Origin of the sequence: Rhizobacter sp. J219, assembly GCF_024700055.1 — a bacterium.
Classification (GTDB): Bacteria; Pseudomonadota; Gammaproteobacteria; order Burkholderiales; family Burkholderiaceae_C; genus Rhizobacter.
This window is the reverse complement of sequence record NZ_JAJOND010000001.1, coordinates 1,605,962-1,621,685: the sequence shown is the minus strand read 5'-3', so window position 1 is coordinate 1,621,685 and position 15,724 is coordinate 1,605,962. Positions and strand designations below refer to the sequence as shown.

12 protein-coding genes, 2 tRNA genes and 1 pseudogene are annotated in these 15,724 nt (G+C 67.1%); 9 read left to right on the top strand and 6 right to left on the bottom strand.

The window, feature by feature from the left end; genetic code table 11:
* Positions 1 to 2 precede the first annotated feature (2 nt).
* On the top strand, positions 3 to 1,217 hold the full coding sequence (locus tag LRS03_RS07440) for an alpha/beta hydrolase family protein (RefSeq protein ID WP_257824747.1): 1,215 nt from the start codon (positions 3 to 5) through the stop codon (positions 1,215 to 1,217).
* Here the strand turns inward: LRS03_RS07440 and mnmC are convergent.
* From mnmC to earP, 4 genes and pseudogenes are all read right to left on the bottom strand, one after another.
* Positions 1,156 to 3,117, bottom strand: a complete 1,962-nt coding sequence (gene mnmC, locus LRS03_RS07435) for a bifunctional tRNA (5-methylaminomethyl-2-thiouridine)(34)-methyltransferase MnmC2/FAD-dependent 5-carboxymethylaminomethyl-2-thiouridine(34) oxidoreductase MnmC1 (protein ID WP_257824746.1) — start codon at positions 3,115 to 3,117, stop codon at positions 1,156 to 1,158. The two genes, LRS03_RS07440 and mnmC, sit on opposite strands and share 62 nt — an antisense overlap.
* Positions 3,114 to 4,052 carry a heme-dependent oxidative N-demethylase subunit alpha family protein gene (locus tag LRS03_RS07430; protein WP_257824745.1) on the bottom strand — a complete coding sequence of 313 codons (939 nt, stop codon included), beginning with the start codon at positions 4,050 to 4,052 and terminating at the stop codon, positions 3,114 to 3,116. The genes mnmC and LRS03_RS07430 overlap by 4 nt, the downstream gene beginning before the upstream one ends.
* Positions 4,053 to 4,120: 68 nt before the next feature.
* On the bottom strand, positions 4,121 to 4,675 hold the full coding sequence (gene efp / locus LRS03_RS07425) for an elongation factor P (RefSeq protein ID WP_257824743.1): 555 nt from the start codon (positions 4,673 to 4,675) through the stop codon (positions 4,121 to 4,123).
* A gap of 87 nt (positions 4,676 to 4,762) precedes the next feature.
* Positions 4,763 to 5,784, bottom strand: a pseudogene (gene earP, locus LRS03_RS07420) (elongation factor P maturation arginine rhamnosyltransferase EarP).
* A gap of 34 nt (positions 5,785 to 5,818) precedes the next feature.
* Between earP and uvrC the strand changes: the two are divergent.
* From uvrC to LRS03_RS07380, 8 genes are all read left to right on the top strand, one after another.
* Positions 5,819 to 7,738 (top strand): excinuclease ABC subunit UvrC, encoded by a 1,920-nt coding sequence (gene uvrC / locus LRS03_RS07415; protein WP_257824742.1) that lies wholly within the window; start codon positions 5,819 to 5,821, stop codon positions 7,736 to 7,738.
* A gap of 190 nt (positions 7,739 to 7,928) precedes the next feature.
* Positions 7,929 to 8,282, top strand: coding sequence for a hypothetical protein (locus LRS03_RS07410; RefSeq protein ID WP_257824741.1), 354 nt, complete (start codon positions 7,929 to 7,931; stop codon positions 8,280 to 8,282).
* Positions 8,283 to 8,354: 72 nt separating this feature from the next.
* Complete coding sequence (gene pgsA, locus LRS03_RS07405) at positions 8,355 to 8,921, top strand: CDP-diacylglycerol--glycerol-3-phosphate 3-phosphatidyltransferase (RefSeq protein WP_257824739.1); 567 nt, start codon at positions 8,355 to 8,357, stop codon at positions 8,919 to 8,921.
* A gap of 47 nt (positions 8,922 to 8,968) precedes the next feature.
* Positions 8,969 to 9,835 (top strand): DMT family transporter, encoded by an 867-nt coding sequence (locus tag LRS03_RS07400; RefSeq protein WP_257829445.1) that lies wholly within the window; start codon positions 8,969 to 8,971, stop codon positions 9,833 to 9,835.
* 225 nt (positions 9,836 to 10,060) lie between these two features.
* On the top strand, positions 10,061 to 10,333 hold the full coding sequence (locus LRS03_RS07395) for an HU family DNA-binding protein (protein WP_201813318.1): 273 nt from the start codon (positions 10,061 to 10,063) through the stop codon (positions 10,331 to 10,333).
* A 13-nt stretch (positions 10,334 to 10,346) separates the two neighbouring features.
* Positions 10,347 to 10,422 (top strand) — tRNA-Val (locus LRS03_RS07390).
* 147 nt (positions 10,423 to 10,569) lie between these two features.
* Entirely contained in the window at positions 10,570 to 12,456 is a 1,887-nt protein-coding gene (locus LRS03_RS07385) for a SurA N-terminal domain-containing protein (protein WP_257824738.1), read from the top strand.
* A gap of 40 nt (positions 12,457 to 12,496) precedes the next feature.
* Positions 12,497 to 12,572, top strand: a tRNA-His gene (locus LRS03_RS07380).
* A 64-nt stretch (positions 12,573 to 12,636) separates the two neighbouring features.
* Here the strand turns inward: LRS03_RS07380 and LRS03_RS07375 are convergent.
* Together LRS03_RS07375 and LRS03_RS07370 are read right to left on the bottom strand one after the other, a co-directional pair.
* Positions 12,637 to 14,901 (bottom strand): sensor histidine kinase, encoded by a 2,265-nt coding sequence (locus LRS03_RS07375; RefSeq protein ID WP_257824737.1) that lies wholly within the window; start codon positions 14,899 to 14,901, stop codon positions 12,637 to 12,639.
* A 45-nt stretch (positions 14,902 to 14,946) separates the two neighbouring features.
* Positions 14,947 to 15,690: a LuxR C-terminal-related transcriptional regulator gene (locus LRS03_RS07370; protein ID WP_257824735.1), complete on the bottom strand. Its 744-nt coding sequence runs from the start codon at positions 15,688 to 15,690 to the stop codon at positions 14,947 to 14,949.
* Between the last annotated feature and the right edge of the window lie 34 nt (positions 15,691 to 15,724).

The following is a 15,724-nucleotide window of genomic DNA, read 5'->3' as shown; positions in this document are numbered from 1 at the left end:
AGATGGTCAAGCGCCGCAACAGCCCGCCGAAGCCGCCGCCTCCCAGCGGCAACAAACCGGCCTACGCGCCGACCGTCCAGGCCGCGGCGCGGGCGGTGACCACGCGGGTGCAGGAAATGCACACCGCGATCTCCGACAAGACATTTCACGCGGTGCAAGCCGTGCCCGGGCTTTCGGTGCCGGCAGGCTTGGTGCAGCGTGCCCATGACGCCATCGCCGGCGGTGTGTACTCGGCGGTGCGCGGCGGCGCGACGGCGGTGATGCGGCTCGCGGCCGAAGCCGAGCGATTGCTCCACGACGCAGGCCGTGCTCCCGAAGGACACGAACTCACGCTGCGCAGTGCCCTCAACGCGGCGGCCGGCGACGCGTTTGCCCACGCCGCCAGCCCGCTCGCGGTGGAGATGGCGCTGTATGCGCAAGGCCAGGTGCTGGACGACGCGGCACCGCCCGAGGCTTGGGCTGCCGTGGGCTCGCGCATCGCACTTTTCATTCATGGGCTGGCGTGCGACGAGCGCAGCTGGCAGCTCTTCGCAGAGGCGTGGCCTGACGCGGGCGAGCAGGAGTCGACGCCGCACTACGGCCTGCTGCTCGAACGCGAGTTCTCGATCGCGCCGCTCTACCTTCGCTACAACACCGGCCTCGCCATCGCCGACAACGCGACCTTCCTCGCAGCACACCTCGACCGGCTGGTGCTGCGCGCGCCGCAGGTCCGCGAGATCGTGCTCGTCGGCCACAGCATGGGTGGCCTGGTGGCGCGCCTGGCCTTCGACCAGGCGCCGCAGGCAGCTTGGCTCGAGCGTGTGCGGTGCCTGGTGTGCCTGGGGTCCCCGCTGCGTGGTGCGCCGCTGGAAAAGCTGGGTCATTTCGTGTCGGCGGCGCTCGGGGTGTCGGACGTGACGCGCCCGCTGCAAACAATTGCCGACAGCCGCAGCCAAGGGGTCAAGGACCTGCGGCGCGGGCTTGCAGAGCGCGCCCGGCCCGGGCCACCGCTGAGGCTGGTGGCCGGCAGCCTCACGCGTCAGACGAATGTGGCCGGCCAGGCCGTGCGCCGCGTGCTGGGCGACGGTCTCGTCACCACGCGCAGTGCGCTCGATGCGCGCGAGGCAGGCGACGTCGAGCGGGCCGAAGTGCCCGGCCTCGGCCACATGGCGCTGCTCAATCACCCTCGGGTGTATGCGCTGTTGCGCCAGTGGCTGGGCGACGCGCGCTCCGGCTGACGAACCGTGCGGGGTCTATCGCATCGAGCAGGCTGGCTTCGATCGGCGCCGGTGCGCCGGTGATCCACGACGCCAGGGCGCGTGCACCGAGCGTGGACCAGGTGATGCCGCGCGAACCCAGAGCGGTGAACACGAAGAGGCCGGGCAGGCGCTGCACGAAGCGTGGCTGGTCGAGGCGCCCCTGCTGATCGACGGGTGCGGGCACTGCACCCACCACTGGCAGTCGGTCGCGCGCCATCGTTCGCCAGCCGACGCGGCCATGCAGGCTGTCGAGCGGCACCGAGGTCGGCGCGCTGCCGGTCATCGTCTGCAGCAGCGACAGGTTCGCGGCGTTGTCGGCTGCGCGCACCTGGGGCTCGCGGTCGCCCGGGTGGCTGGTGGCGCCGAAGACCGCGAGGCCGTGGACATCCGGCAGCACATAGCCGGCACCGGCCACGGGCAGGTGGGGCAGCACGAGGTGCGGGGCAAGTGCGCGTTGGAAACACGTGATCTGGCCGCGCACGGTGTCGATGGGCCAGGCGGGTGAGTCGAGCAGGCGCATCGTGTCGCTGGCGTTTGCCAGCACCACCGTCTCGGCTTCGTCGAGCACCCGGCCGTGGTCATCGAGCAATTGCCAGGTGTCACCAACGCGCTGCAGCGTTGTCACCGTGACAGCGCCCCGGAAGCGGGCCACCGGCGCGGCCTGCGCGAGCCATGTGCGGCACAGCGCGGCCGGGTCGACCCAGCCGCCACCGGGGTAGAACCACGCCGCCTGCCGCAGCGCAAGGCCGCTCAAGGCGCTGGCCCTTGAAGGGTCTACCGCTTGCGCGTAGTCCGGCGGCAAGCCGAGCTGGGCGATCACCTCGTGCAGCGTGTCGGCATCGGCGTCGTCCAGGCGCAGCAGTCCGCTGACGGCACCGACGACCGTCGGGTCTTCCAGCGCCCGCGTGATGGCCCGTCGCGTCAGCAGCGCGGCGGCGCGGTTGAAGCGCGCATGGACGCCGTCTTGCGCGTTGACGATGCCGTGGAAGAGGCCTGCAGGGTTGCCGGAGGTTTCGCTCGCGGGTGTGTCGCCGCGGTCGTAGACGGTGCTGCTCCAGCCTTCGGTGGCAAGGGCGAGGGCCGTGGCGCTGCCGGCCAGGCCCGCGCCGACGATGAGCGCGTGCCGTGGCGTGGCCGGCCGCGTGGTGCGCGACGGCGCTCGGCGTGGCACGAAGTGCGGGTTGTAGCGGGCGAGGGTGATGTCGCGCTTGCCGCCGGTGCCGCGCGCTTCCTCCACCTCGAAGCCTGCGGCGCGCAGTCCGGCACGCACCGCGGTGGCCGAGGTCCAGGTGGCCAGGGTCGCGCCGGGCATCGCGAGGCGGGCGAGGGCCTTGAAGATGTGCGGCTCCCACATCTGCGGGTTGCGGGCAGGGGCGAAGCCGTCGAGGTAGAACGCGTCGACATCGGCCACCAGTTCGGGCAACCAGCGGCGCACATCGCCGAGGGCCAGCAGCAGGCGCACGCCGCCGCCCTCGAAGTCGAGCGTGTGCAGGTTGTGGGTGTGGGCCGGCCAGGCGTTGACCAGTGCGCGCGCCAAGGCAGGCACGGGTGACTCGGCAAGGGCATGCCTCAGGTCGTCAGCGGTGAAGGGATGCTGTTCCACCGAGATGAAGACGAGTCGCTCGCAGCGGGCCGCATCCTCGCGCCAGGCCTGCCAGGTGGCGAGAAAGTTGTTGCCGAGGCCAAAGCCGGTTTCGAGCACGACGAAGCGCTGGCGGCCCTGCCAGCGTGCGGGAAGCTGGTTGCCGCCGAGGAAGACGTGGCGCGCTTGCACGAAGGCGCCGGCGCGCGGGTGGTAGACGTCCTGGTAGTGGGCCGAGTAGGGCACGCCGTCGACGGTGTGGGCGAGGGTGGCCGCGACGATGGGCTGGGTGTTCATGCGCTGGCGCGGGCCTGCAGCCAGTTCAGCAGGCGGTCGCGTGCGTCTGTCAGGCCGCGGTAGGCGAGCACCGCATCGCTCATGCTGGCGAGCGCGTCGTGCAGCTGGCGCGCCTGGTAGGCATGTGTCACGGCCTGTGTGAGCGGGGTGAGGGTCACGTGGATGGTGAACACCGCCTGCTGCAGTTGTGGCACGGGAATGAAGGTCTGGTGCTCGGTGCGGAAGAAGGCGCGCTCGGCCAGGGCGTGTGCATCGGCCAGCACGGGCCAGGGTGCGGGGTCGAGCCGTGCCGGGTGGGCGTGCAGGCGTGGGTGACGGGTGATGCTCCACACATCGCGTGCCCAGCGCTCGGTGCCGGTGACGAGGCGGGCCAGGTGGTCACTCGCCGTTACCAGCAGCTGGTTGTCGGCCACCGGCGCATGGACCTGCGCAAAGTGGCGCCCGACCTTCTCTTCGGGCGCCCAACCCGAGGGCAGGCAGACCGCCAGCCAGGGGATGTGTGCCGTGCGGCCGTCGATCACCGCGAAGTCTTCGGCGAAGGCGAGGCTCATCAGCGCAGGCAGCCGCCACGGCAAGGGCAGGGCGTGGAGGCAGGGGCCGATGTCGGGCTGCTCGGTGCCGTGCTGTCGGACCTCGCCCTCGCGCACCGACCAGCCCAAGCGTATGGCGTGGCCGTGGCCCGCGCCGTCGGACGACCACGCCTGCGGATGTTCGCCTGCGGCGTGTTGGCTGAGGGCTTGCAAGCAGGATGTGGCGTCGAAGCCTGGTGCGCAGAGCAGGGCCTGGTCGGCGTACGTGCCGAGCACCGCCAGCTTCTCGCGCAGCGCCCGGTCGGCGGGCGCGTTGGGCGTCAGCTGCGTCGCGCCGGCGGCCAGTCGGCGCAGGCCGGGCTGCATGCGGAACGGGGCGCTGACACTCGCGAAGTCGAAAGGCATGGCGGCGATGATGCCCACAAAGAGAAGGGCCCGCAAAGCGGGGCCAGCTTCCGTCCTGCCGACAGGCGTCAGACGCGCTTGCGGTACTCGTGCGTGCGGGTGTCGATTTCGATCTTGTCGCCGGTTTCCACGAAGAGCGGCACGGCGATTTCGAAGCCCGTGGCCAGCTTGGCCGGCTTCATCACCTTGCCCGAGGTGTCGCCCTTGACGGCCGGCTCGGTGTAGGTCACTTCACGCACCAGGCTGGTCGGCAGTTCGACCGAGATGGCCTTGCCTTCGTAGAACACCACTTCGACGGGCATCGCGTCTTCGAGGTACTGGATCGCGTCGCCCATGTTCTCGGCTTCGACCTCGAACTGGTTGTACTCGGCGTCCATGAAGGCGTACATCGGGTCGGCGAAGTACGAGTACGTGCACTCCTTCTTTTCCAGAATGATCTGGTCCATCTTGTCGTCGGCCTTGAAGACGACTTCGGTGCCCGAGTTGTTGAGCAGGCTCTTCAACTTCATGCGCACGGTGGCGGCGTTGCGGCCCCCGCGGCTGTATTCGGTCTTGAGGACGACCATCGGGTCCTTGCCGTGCATGATGACGTTGCCGGCGCGAATTTCTTGAGCGATCTTCATAGCGATTTCCGTGTGCGTAGCGGAGGGTGCGCGCGCTGAATGCATCTCCCCACGACGGATCGACCAGAACGCGCAAAACGGCGGATTTTAGCCTGCTTCCAGAGCGAAACCCACCAGCTGCGTGGTCAAGTCGGGCTGGGCCAGCAACTCTTCACGCCAGTGCAGACATGGGGCCTTCCAGCTCGCGGACAAGGGGTCGGGTCGGTGCCTTGGCCACGCGGCGAGGCCGTTCCAGGCGTGCCAGAGCGCACGCAGCCCGGGCACCGCCGGGAACCTGTCGAGGAAGGCGTCGAGCTTGGCGGCGTGGGCGCCATCGTCCTGCGGATAGATCTGCCACACGAAGGGCCTGCCGGCCCACTGGGCGCGCACGAACGAGTCTTCACCGCGCACGAAGTTGAGGTCGCAGCTCCACAGCAGGCGGTCGTAGTCGGGCTGGCGCAGGTAGGGCAAAGACTGGCAGCGCACCTGCGGCGGCAGCGTAGCCGGCACCGGCTTGCCCGCGGTGAGCAGCAGCAGGGTGGGGGCGTCGTTCAGCGACGACAGCAGTGCATCGAAGGCCGGGTTTTCGTATGCGAAGAAACTGACGAGCCGTTCTCCGTTCCGCAGTGCGATGCCCTTGGCGCGCAGCCAGCCCGCACGGTCGAAGCCCGCCTGTTCGGCCATCAGCGTGGGCTCGCGCAGCAGCCGCCGGTGGCGGGGGTGAAGCCAGGGTAGAAGAACCACTTGGTGAGCCCCTGGCCGGGCCCGTGCCATTGGGGCGACGGGAGCCGGTGGCTCCGCTCGACGTAGGGCTCGGCGCTCAGGTACTCGAGGTTGATCCAGACAGGCGGACGGTCTGCTTGCGCCATGCGGGCGACGAAGGGGTCGGGCAGGTGACAGCCGAAGGCTTCGATGACCACCTCTCCCGGCGTCGGCTCGTCGAGGCTGCCGGCCCATGGATGCACCGTGACTCCCTTGGCGCCGTCCGGGGCCATCCACCGCAGCGCCGAAGCATCGTCGACCCACAGGCGCACCGTGTGGCCTCGTGCGGCGAGGTCGGCCGACAGGCGCCAGCAGACACCGATGTCGCCGTGGTTGTCGACCACCTGACAGAACACATCCCATCGCATCGGCCGATTATCGAGGCGGCACAATCGCCGCCTGATGAGCGAGCCCGCAGCACCGACCCCAGACAACGACACGCCCGATCCGGTGTGGGCGCGACTGCTGGCTGAAGTGGCGGCCCTGCCGAACCTGCCGGGCGTCTACCGCTACTACGATGCACAGGATGCGGTGCTCTATGTGGGCAAGGCGCGCGACCTGAAGAAGCGCGTGTCGAGCTACTTTCACAAGAACCACGGCGGCACGCGCATCGGCCACATGGTCAGCAAGATCGTGCGCATGGAGACGACGGTGGTGCGCTCGGAGGCCGAGGCGCTGCTGCTCGAGAACAACCTCATCAAGTCGCTCGACCCGCGCTACAACATCCTCTTCCGCGACGACAAGAGCTACCCGTACCTGAAGATCGTCTCGCATGCGTTTCCGCGCATGGCGTACTACCGGGGCTCGGTCGACCGAAAGCACCGCTACTTCGGGCCATACCCGAGCGCGTGGGCGGTGAAGGAATCGATCCAGCTCCTGCAAAAGGTGTTTCGCTTGCGCACCTGCGAAGACACCGTCTTCAACAACCGCACGCGGCCCTGCCTGCTGTACCAGATCAAGCGCTGCTCCGGCCCCTGCGTGAACTACATCGGCCGCGAGGACTATGCCCGCGACGTGGCCAACGCCGAGCGATTTCTGCTCGGCGAGCAGCAAGAAGTGATGGACGCATTGCAGGCGCAGATGATGGCCCACTCGGAGGCGCTGGCGTTCGAGAAGGCGGCCGAGATCCGCGACCAGATCGGCGCCTTGTCGAAGGTGCTGCACCAGCAGTCGGTGGAAGACAACACCGGCGGCGCCACCAAGGACGCCGACATCCTTGCGGTGAAGGTTCAGGGTGGCCGGGCCTGCGTGAACCTCGCGATGGTGCGAGGCGGCCGCCATCTCGGCGACCGGCCGTACTTCCCGACCCACGTCGACGATGCGACCGAGATGGACGCCGAGGATGGCGAGACTCGCAGCCCGCCCGAGGTGCAGGTGCTCGAAGCCTTCATCGCGCAGCACTATCTTGAAAGCACCGTGCCGCCCCTGCTCGTGTTGAGCCACGCGGTCGACAAGGCGCTGATCGAGGCGCTGTCGCTGAACAGCGGCATCAAGGTCACGGCGCAGCACCAGCCGCGCGAGCAGCGCCGGGCCTGGCTGGACATGTGCATCCAGGGCGCCGAGATCAAGCTGGCTCGGCTGTTGTCGGAGGAGGGCTCCCAGCAGGCGCGCACCCGTGCGCTCGTCGAGGCGCTCGATCTCGCGCCCGACAACCTCGACACCTTCCGCATCGAGTGTTTCGACATCAGCCACACGGCGGGCGAGTCGACGCAAGCCTCGTGCGTGGTGTTCGAGGGACACAAGATGCAGAGTTCGCAGTACCGCCGCTACAACATCGAGGGCATCACCGGCGGCGATGACTACGCCGCGATGCGCCAGGTGCTGACGCGCCGCTACAGCAAGCTGTCCGCTGCGGCACAAACCGGGGAGGGGCGGCTGCCCGACCTGGTGCTGGTCGACGGCGGGCGTGGGCAGGTCAGCATGGCGCGCGAGGTGTTCGAGGAGCTGGGCTTGGACTTGTCGCTCATCGTCGGCGTCGAGAAGGGCGAAGGGCGCAAGGTGGGGCTCGAAGAACTGGTCTTCGCCGACGGCCGCGACAAGGTCTACCTCGGCGCCGATTCGGCCGCGTTGATGCTGGTGGCGCAGATCCGCGACGAGGCCCATCGCTTCGCCATCACCGGCATGCGCGCGAAGCGTGCAAGTGTGCGCACCGGAGGCAGTGTGCTCGAGGAAATCCCCGGCGTCGGCCCGAAGAAACGTGCGAAACTTTTGCAGCGCTTCGGGGGGGCTCGTGGCGTGGGCCACGCCAGCGTCGAAGACCTCGCGAGCGTGGATGGGATCTCCAAAGAACTCGCAGAGGAAATCTATCGTGCCTTGCATTGATCTCACGCCGTCCCGAACCGCCAGCGGCTGGGCCGCTCTCGGCAGCTTCATGATTGCCGTTGGCCTCGCGGGATGCGGCAGCAGCCCGAGCGCCCCGCCTGCGCCGGCACCTGCTGCACCCGCGCCTGCGGCGCCCAGCAAAGCACCCGCGCCGACGGCTGCACCAGCGGCTCCGGCTGTCTCGGGCGGGGTGAAACTTCCGCCGCCTGCGCCGTCGCGAAACTGGAACGAATACAAGCTGCAGGCCGCCAAGCGCATGATGGCGGCCAACCCCAGCGGCACCTTCTCGGGCAAGCCGCAGCAGATGCTGCTGGCCGCGCCGGTGCTGAGCATCGATCTCAACGCCGACGGCTCCATCAACAAGATCGACATCCTGCGTCGCCCAAGCCAGGCTCAGGAGACCGTGCAGCTGGCGATCGACGCCGTGAGACGCGCTGCACCGTTCGGCGACGTGAGCAAGCTGCCCAAGCCTTGGTCGTTTGCCGAGACCTTCCTCTTCAACGACGACAAGCGCTTCAAGCCGCGCACGATCGACGCGCAATAGACGAGCGCGCCGTCGGCTCCGGCATTTGAAGAACGGCGGGGCGCAGGCCGAGAACTTCGGCACAATCCCCGCATGTTCTTCAATCTGCCCACCCTGCTGACCTGGGCGCGCATCGTCGCGATCCCGCTGATCGTCGGGATCTTCTATCTCGATCTCAACTCGGGCACCAAGAACCTGGTGGCCACCGTCCTCTTCGTGGTGGTCGCGCTCACCGACTGGGCCGACGGCTACCTTGCCCGCAAGCTCAACCAGACGTCATCGTTCGGGGCCTTTCTCGACCCGGTGGCCGACAAGTTCCTCGTGTGCGCCTCCTTGCTTATCCTGGTGCAGCTGGGCCGCCTGGAGTCCCTGGTGGCGCTGGTGATCATCGGCCGCGAGATCGCGATCTCTGCGTTGCGCGAATGGATGGCGCAGATCGGCGCGTCGCGCAGCGTGGCGGTGCACATGCTCGGCAAGGTCAAGACGACGGTGCAGATGGTCGCGATTCCGTTCCTGCTGTACCACGGCTCCTTGTTCGGCGTGATCGACACGCAGGTTTGGGGCACCTGGCTCATCTACGCCGCTGCGGTGCTCACGATCTGGTCGATGGTGTACTACCTGCAGAAGGCGCTGCCGGAAATCCGCGCCAAGGTTCGCTAGCCTCTCTGCCTGTGAAGAGTCATCAACGCGACGCGCTGCTGCGCGCGATGCCTGCGGTGTTCGTGCTGATCTGGAGCACCGGGTTCATCGTCGCGCGCTATGGCATGCCGCACGCGCCGCCGCTCACCTTTCTCAGCTGGCGCTATGCGCTCTCGGTGCTGTGCTTCGGGGTCTGGATCGTGTTGTCGGCTGCGGCCTGGCCGCGTGGTGCCCGGCAGTGGGGCCATCTCTGCGTGACCGGCGTGCTGATGCACGCGGGTTATCTCGGCGGGGTCTGGGCGGCGGTCAAGGCTGGCATGGGTGCCGGAACCATCGCGCTGATGGTTGGCCTGCAGCCGGTGCTGACGGCCCTCTGGCTGAGTCGTTCGCAAGACGGCGAAAACGGCACGCGCGTTTCGTGGCAGCAGTGGGCCGGTTTGCTGCTCGGCCTGGCGGGCCTCGTGCTCGTGGTGTGGCGCAAGCTCGGGGCAGGCGAGTTGTCGACGCTGAACCTGTCGCTCGCGGTGCTGGCCTTGATCTCGATCACCGCCGGCACGCTGTACCAGAAACGATTCGTCTCGCCTTGCGACGTGCGCACCGCGAACCTCGTGCAGCTGCTCGCTGCACTGGCGGTGAGTTGCCCGCTCGCGTTGCTCGAGACCGAGCCCATCGTCTTGCATCCGCACTTCGTTGGTGCTCTTGCGTGGTCGGTCCTCGGGTTGACCCTGGGCGGTAGTTCGCTGCTGTACCTGCTGATTCAACGCGGCGCAGCGACGCGGGTGACGAGTCTTCTCTATCTTGTGCCGCCCACCACGGCGGTGATGGCGTGGTTGCTTTTCGACGAAGCATTGACGCTGCTCATGCTCTTCGGAATGGCGCTCACCGCACTTGGCGTGTGGCTGGTTGCACGCACCGAGGGAAAGCCCGAAGCGTGATGCGGATGAGGGCGTCGAAGTAGGTGGCGCCCCTGTGCTTGTCAAGCGTGGAAGCACGCGGCGAGCCCCGTCAGCGATGCAGTTGATTACGCATAGAATCCGCTTCCGCGCTTGACACTGGGGGTGCCTGCGGCTGTAATCGTTTGAGCCGTTGAGCCACCAACCACGCGGCCCGAACCATCCACCCAGATTCTTTCGAGACACCTTTTTTGAGGGGGTACCTTCGTGAACAAATCCGAATTGATTGAACACATTGCCAAACAGGCTGACATCTCCAAAGCTGCTGCCACTCGCGCGCTGGAGGCCCTGATCGGCGGTGTGAAATCAACGCTCAAGAAGAACAACAGCGTCTCGCTGGTGGGCTTCGGCACTTTCAGCGTGAGTAAGCGCGCTGCGCGCTCTGGCCGCAACCCCCGCACCGGCGCAACCATCAAGATCAAGGCGGCCAAGGTGCCGAAGTTCCGTCCGGGCAAGGCCCTGAAGGATGCGGTCAACTGATTGAGAGTTCTGCGGGTGCTTAGCTCAGTTGGTAGAGCGGCGCCCTTACAAGGCGTAGGTCGGGGGTTCGAGCCCCTCAGCACCCACCAAGTCGTCGTAGAGCTGGCCCCAAGGTGGCCAGCCACCGTCAGATAAGATTCACGGCGTCCACCCGGCAAAGGCGAACTCAGGTTCGCCTTTGTTGCGTTTGGAGCCCATTGCGCTCCTGCTCTGCGATCCATTGATCGAGGTCATCGATGTTTGAATTCGTCCGCAAGCACACTCGCATTCTGCAGTTCGTGCTGGTGCTGCTGATCTTCCCGTCGTTCGTGCTGTTCGGCATCCAGGGCTACAGCGGCCTGACCGAAGGCGGCAACGCCACGGTCGCGACCGTCGGCTCTCGAAAGATCAAACAGGCAGAACTCGACACAGCACATCGCCGCCAGGTCGACATGCTGCGTCAGCAGATGCCTGGCATCGACGTGAAGCTCTTCGACACACCCGAGATGAAGCGCAACACGCTGGACACGCTGGTGCGCGAACAGGTCATGCTCGCCGCCGCCGAACAAGCCGGCTACGTGACGACCGACGAGCGCCTGCTGCGCGAGTACATGACCGACCGCCAGTTCGACACCTTCCGTCGTCCCGACGGCAGTCTCAACATCCAGGCGCTCGAACAGGCGCTCGGCGCACAAGGCATCACCAAGCAGGGCTACGACCAGCTCAAGCGCGAGGAGCTGATGATGCGGCAGGTGCAGACCGGTCTGATGGGCACTGTGGTCGTGCCCACGACGGCCGTCTCGTCGGCGATGGATGCGCTGTTCCAGCAACGTGAAGTGCAGCTGCAGCGATTCGACACCAAGGACTACCTCGCCAAGGTCAACCCCACCGACGCCGATCTCGAGGCCTACTACAAGGACCCGGCACACAGCGGTGAATTTCAGACGGCCGAGAAAGCGGACATCGAGTACGCGGTGCTCGACCTCGACAGCATCAAGAAGGGCATCAGCGTGCCCGAAGACGAGTTGAAGAAGTACTACACCGAGAACGAGAAGAACTACACGACGGCCGAAGAGCGCCGTGCGAGCCATATTCTCGTCAAGGACCGTGCCAAGGCCGATGCGCTGCTGGTCGAGCTGACCAAGGCACCGGCTTCGTTTGCCGAAGTTGCGCGCAAGAACTCCCAGGACTCGTCCACTGCCGACAACGGCGGCGATGCCGACCTCTTCATCGCACGCGGCGACACTGACAAGGCCTACGAAGAAGCTTTGTTTGCGCTGAAGAAGCCGGGCGACCTGAGCCCCGTCGTGCAGACGAAAGACGGCTTCTTCATCCTGCAGCTCAAGGCCACGCGTGGTGGTGAGAAACGCCCCTACGAGAGCGTGCGGGCCGAGATCGAGCAGCAGCGCAAGAACCAGCTGGCCCAAAGCGAATACGCCAAGGCGGCGGCGGAGTTCAGCAACATCGTCTACGAACAGTCGGACAGCCTTAAGCCTGCGGTCGACAAGCTCAAGCTCGAGTTGCGTACCGCCAAGGGCGTGACACGCACGCCGGCGCCCGATGCTGCCGGCCCGCTTGGCTCCAAGAAGCTGCTCGACGCCATCTTCAACACCGAGACGCTGCGCAACAAGCGCAACACGGAAGCCGTGGAAACGGCACCCAACACGATGGTGTCGGCACGCATCGTCAGCCATCAGCCCGCGGCGGTACCTCCGCTGGCCGAGGTGAAGGCGCGCGTGCGCGACAAGGTTGTTGCGCAGCAGGCTGCGGCGCTGGCGCGCAAGGAAGGCGAGGCGCGCCTCGCGGAGCTGCGCAAGGCGCCGGGTACCGACCTGGGCACGCCGCTGAAGACGCTCTCGCGTGCGCAGCAATCGCAAGATGTGCCGCGCAGCGTCGTTGACGCGGTCCTGAAGGTTCCGACCGTCCCCGCCGTGGAAGGCGTGTCGCTGGACGACGAGGGCTATGTCGTGGTCAGGGTCACCAAGGTGCTGGGCCGCGACCCATCGGTGGGCGATCCGGCCCGGGCCGCGGGGTCCTATTCGCAGAGCTGGGCCAGCGCCGAGGCACAGGCCTACTACGCGGCATTGAAGAGCCGCTTCAAGGTCGAAGTGAGCGCACCGGCGGCCTCGGCGCCCACGAAGTGAGCTGGGCGCCGCCGGGTCCGCTATACTTGCGGGCTCTGCGGTGGCTGTAGCTCAGTTGGTAGAGTCCCAGATTGTGATTCTGGTTGTCGTGGGTTCGAGTCCCATCAGCCACCCCACCCGGACCCCAGAGAACAAGGCCTCCCTCGTGGAGGCCTTTTCGTTGGCCGTGCCTGCTGACCCTCAGGTCTTCTCCGACAGCCGACGGACGCACACCCGGCAGCAGATGCCGCCGCCCGGTAGCTCGCGCCATTCCACCTCGCCGCCAAGCTGCTTGACGCGTTTGCGCACGCCGCCGAGGCCAAGCCCATGCGACCAAGCCTTCGGGTTGCGGCCGATGCCGTTGTCGCAGACGCTCAGGTCCACCCGGTCGCCTTCGAGTGCGAAGTCGATGTCGACGCGGCGTGCCTGGGAGTGCGAGATGACGTTGTTCACCAGTTCGCGCATCACCCGCGTCAGCGCCGACCATTGCACGACCGACAGCGAGATGTCGCGGTCGGCGCTGAAGCTCCATCCGAGCGCGATGTGCGCGGCGGTGAGGCGCTGGGTGAGGTCCGCTTTCCATTCCGCCGCGGCATGCGACAGCGGATGGCTGGGAGCAGCCAGGCCACGGGTGAGCGTCTTCAAGTCCTGCAGCGTGTGCCGCACGTAGTCTTCCATTTCGGGTGACTGGGCCTTGTACATGAGCGTGAGCAGGCGAGCACCGATGTCGTCGTGCAGGTCTTGTGCAATGCGCAACCGCTCTTCGTTGCGGCCCTGTTCGACGGCCTGGTCGAAAGCCACGGCGCGTCTCAGTTGCTCGACCACCCGCTCGGCGAGGCGCGCGTCTTCGGTGGTGAAGAGCCGGCGGCCGTGGTGGGCGAAGCGGATGACGATGGTGTTGTGCTCGTTAGCGTCGCCGTGCGGAAGCTCTGGCACCGGAATCAAAAGTGTCGAGCCGGCATTCGCGACACGTGGCGTGGCATAGCGTTTGTCGACCACGCCGGCTTCCAGGGGCTGGAACAGCTCACGCAGCAACTGGGTCAGCAGGCTCGATGTTCGCTCCGGATGAGCCTCCACTTCGCGGGCGATGCGGTAGAGCTTCTCGAACATGCGCTCGGTGGTGATCACGTTCTGGTTGCGCAGCTGGTTCAACAGCCACTGGCGCGCACCCGAGTAGAGGCCGAGCGACAGGAAGAGGGCGAGCGTCAACGATGCGAACTGGCCGAGCGAGAACGCCGCGACGAAAAGCAGGTCCAGTGCCGTCGCGATGGTGCTGATCGCCGCCAGCAGCGAGAACTCGCGCATGACCTGTTGCGACTTCGACAGAAACGGCAGCAGCACCAGCAGCGAGCCGAGCAGCACCGACCACAGGGTCGGCCCGACGACGGCGATCTGCTGTTGCAGCAGCGGATGGTGGGCCGACCATGCGATCGCGAGCGTCAGCGCCAGCCATGCCACGGTGGCCAGCGTGGCAAACCGCCGTGTCACGATGGCGAACGGGTGCGGCTCGATCGTGTGTGACCAGGTGAGCAAGGTGATTGCCGCCACCCCCAGGATCGCGACGCTGCCCTGAACCCACCACCATGCCGCACCCAGGTGCCCCTGCCCAAGTGCCCAGACGATCGCTGCCGTGCTCCCCCACACCAGCCAACCGACGGCGCCGGCGGCCGGCAGGCGCCGTGGATGCAGCGCCGCCGCGTGCACCAGCGCGGCGGCGGCCAGCAGGTCCAGCGTGGCGTGTGCCGGCATGTTCCAGTGAGACATCATCGGCAGCGGGAGGCCGAGCGACACGCTGGACTCGATCGCGATCAATGCGAGATTGCCGGCCTGGCACAGCGTGGCGAGCGCGTAGAGCAGGTTGCGCAGTGTGGGTCGGGCGAGCATCACCACCATCGCCACGAGGTACATCAACAGCGCGAGCCCGCACAGCAGCCAAAACATCGGGCCCAACCCACCGATGCCGCGTGGCTCGGGGATGACGTCGACCGGCGGCCCTTCGGCAAAGACCAGGCTGACCGTGCCTCGCTGAAGGGCGCTGGTGATGGCCTGTTGCGTGGCGACGTGTCGGCTGCGCTGTGCGTCGTCGGTCAGCCATCGCGATGTGCGCCTCAGCGCCAGATCATCGAGTTCTGTGCGTTGCCCGTCGCTCGCGACCAGGGCCAGCAAGGCCTCGCCCTCGTGGGATTTGAGCGCCGGCAATGGACTTGAGGCGAGTTCGATGCGCCCGCTGTCGGAGGCTCGCCAGCTGGCGTTCAGCTGGGCCGTGTCGCCCAGTGTGCGTGCCAGGAACATGGTGGCGAGGCAGCCGACCAGCGCGGCCACGACGAGCAGTCGCAGGCGCCAGCCCATCCAGCGCGAGAGCGGCTCGGCATCGAAGCTGTGATCGACGAGCGCGGAGTCGAGCGTCGAGTTGTCGGCCCCCAGCGTCGAGGCGCCGGGCAGTGCGGAATCAGCGGAGGCGGACATGCCGGACGTACGCATCTGCTCGACGCCGCCCAGGCGTGGTGTGCCTCAGACCAGCCCTTGTTTGCTCGCGAGCACGGCGGCTTCAGCGCGGCTCGACACGTTGAGCTTCTTGTAGATCGACTTGATGTGGTCGTTGACGGTGAACCACTTGATGCCCATCAGGTTGGCGATTTCCTTGATGGTGAAGCCCTTGCTGAGGTAGGTGAGGACCTCGCTCTCGCGCGGCGTGAGGCGCTCGTGGTCGAGTGGCGCACCACGGCCCAGGGCCATCGGGCGGCTGCTCTGGAATCCAGAGCCACTGCCAAGCGCAGGCTCTGCCACGCCGCCGGTGCCCCCCGGGCCTTGCCGGAAATGGCCGAGCAGCCGGCGAGCGATGGCCGGCGACAGCGGCGGCTGCCCACGCACGATCTTCTGCAACTCTTCGACCAGCACCTCGAAGCGGTCTTCCTTCAGCAGGTAGCCGTCGGCGCCGCACTGCAGGGCCGGGAAGAGGTGGTCATCATCGGAGTAGAGCGTGGTGACGATCTTGGTGGCCGGGTAGCGGGCCAACTCGGCGAGCAGCTCCATGCCGTTGCCATCGGGCAACTCGAGGTCGACCAGGACCAGCTTGAACGGGTCAGCCGGTGGCTCGCCGCTCTTCGCGTCGCGCAAGCCGACCTGGCGACGGGCTGTCTCCAGGTCGCCGGCTTCGGTGATCGCGATGTCGTCGCTGAAGCTCTCGCGCACCACGCGGCACAGGAAGCTGCGGGCGACCGGGTTGTCCTCGACGATCAGTACCTTGATGGCCATGCGTGCGGGGTGCGCTCACGAAGGGGAGGTGCAT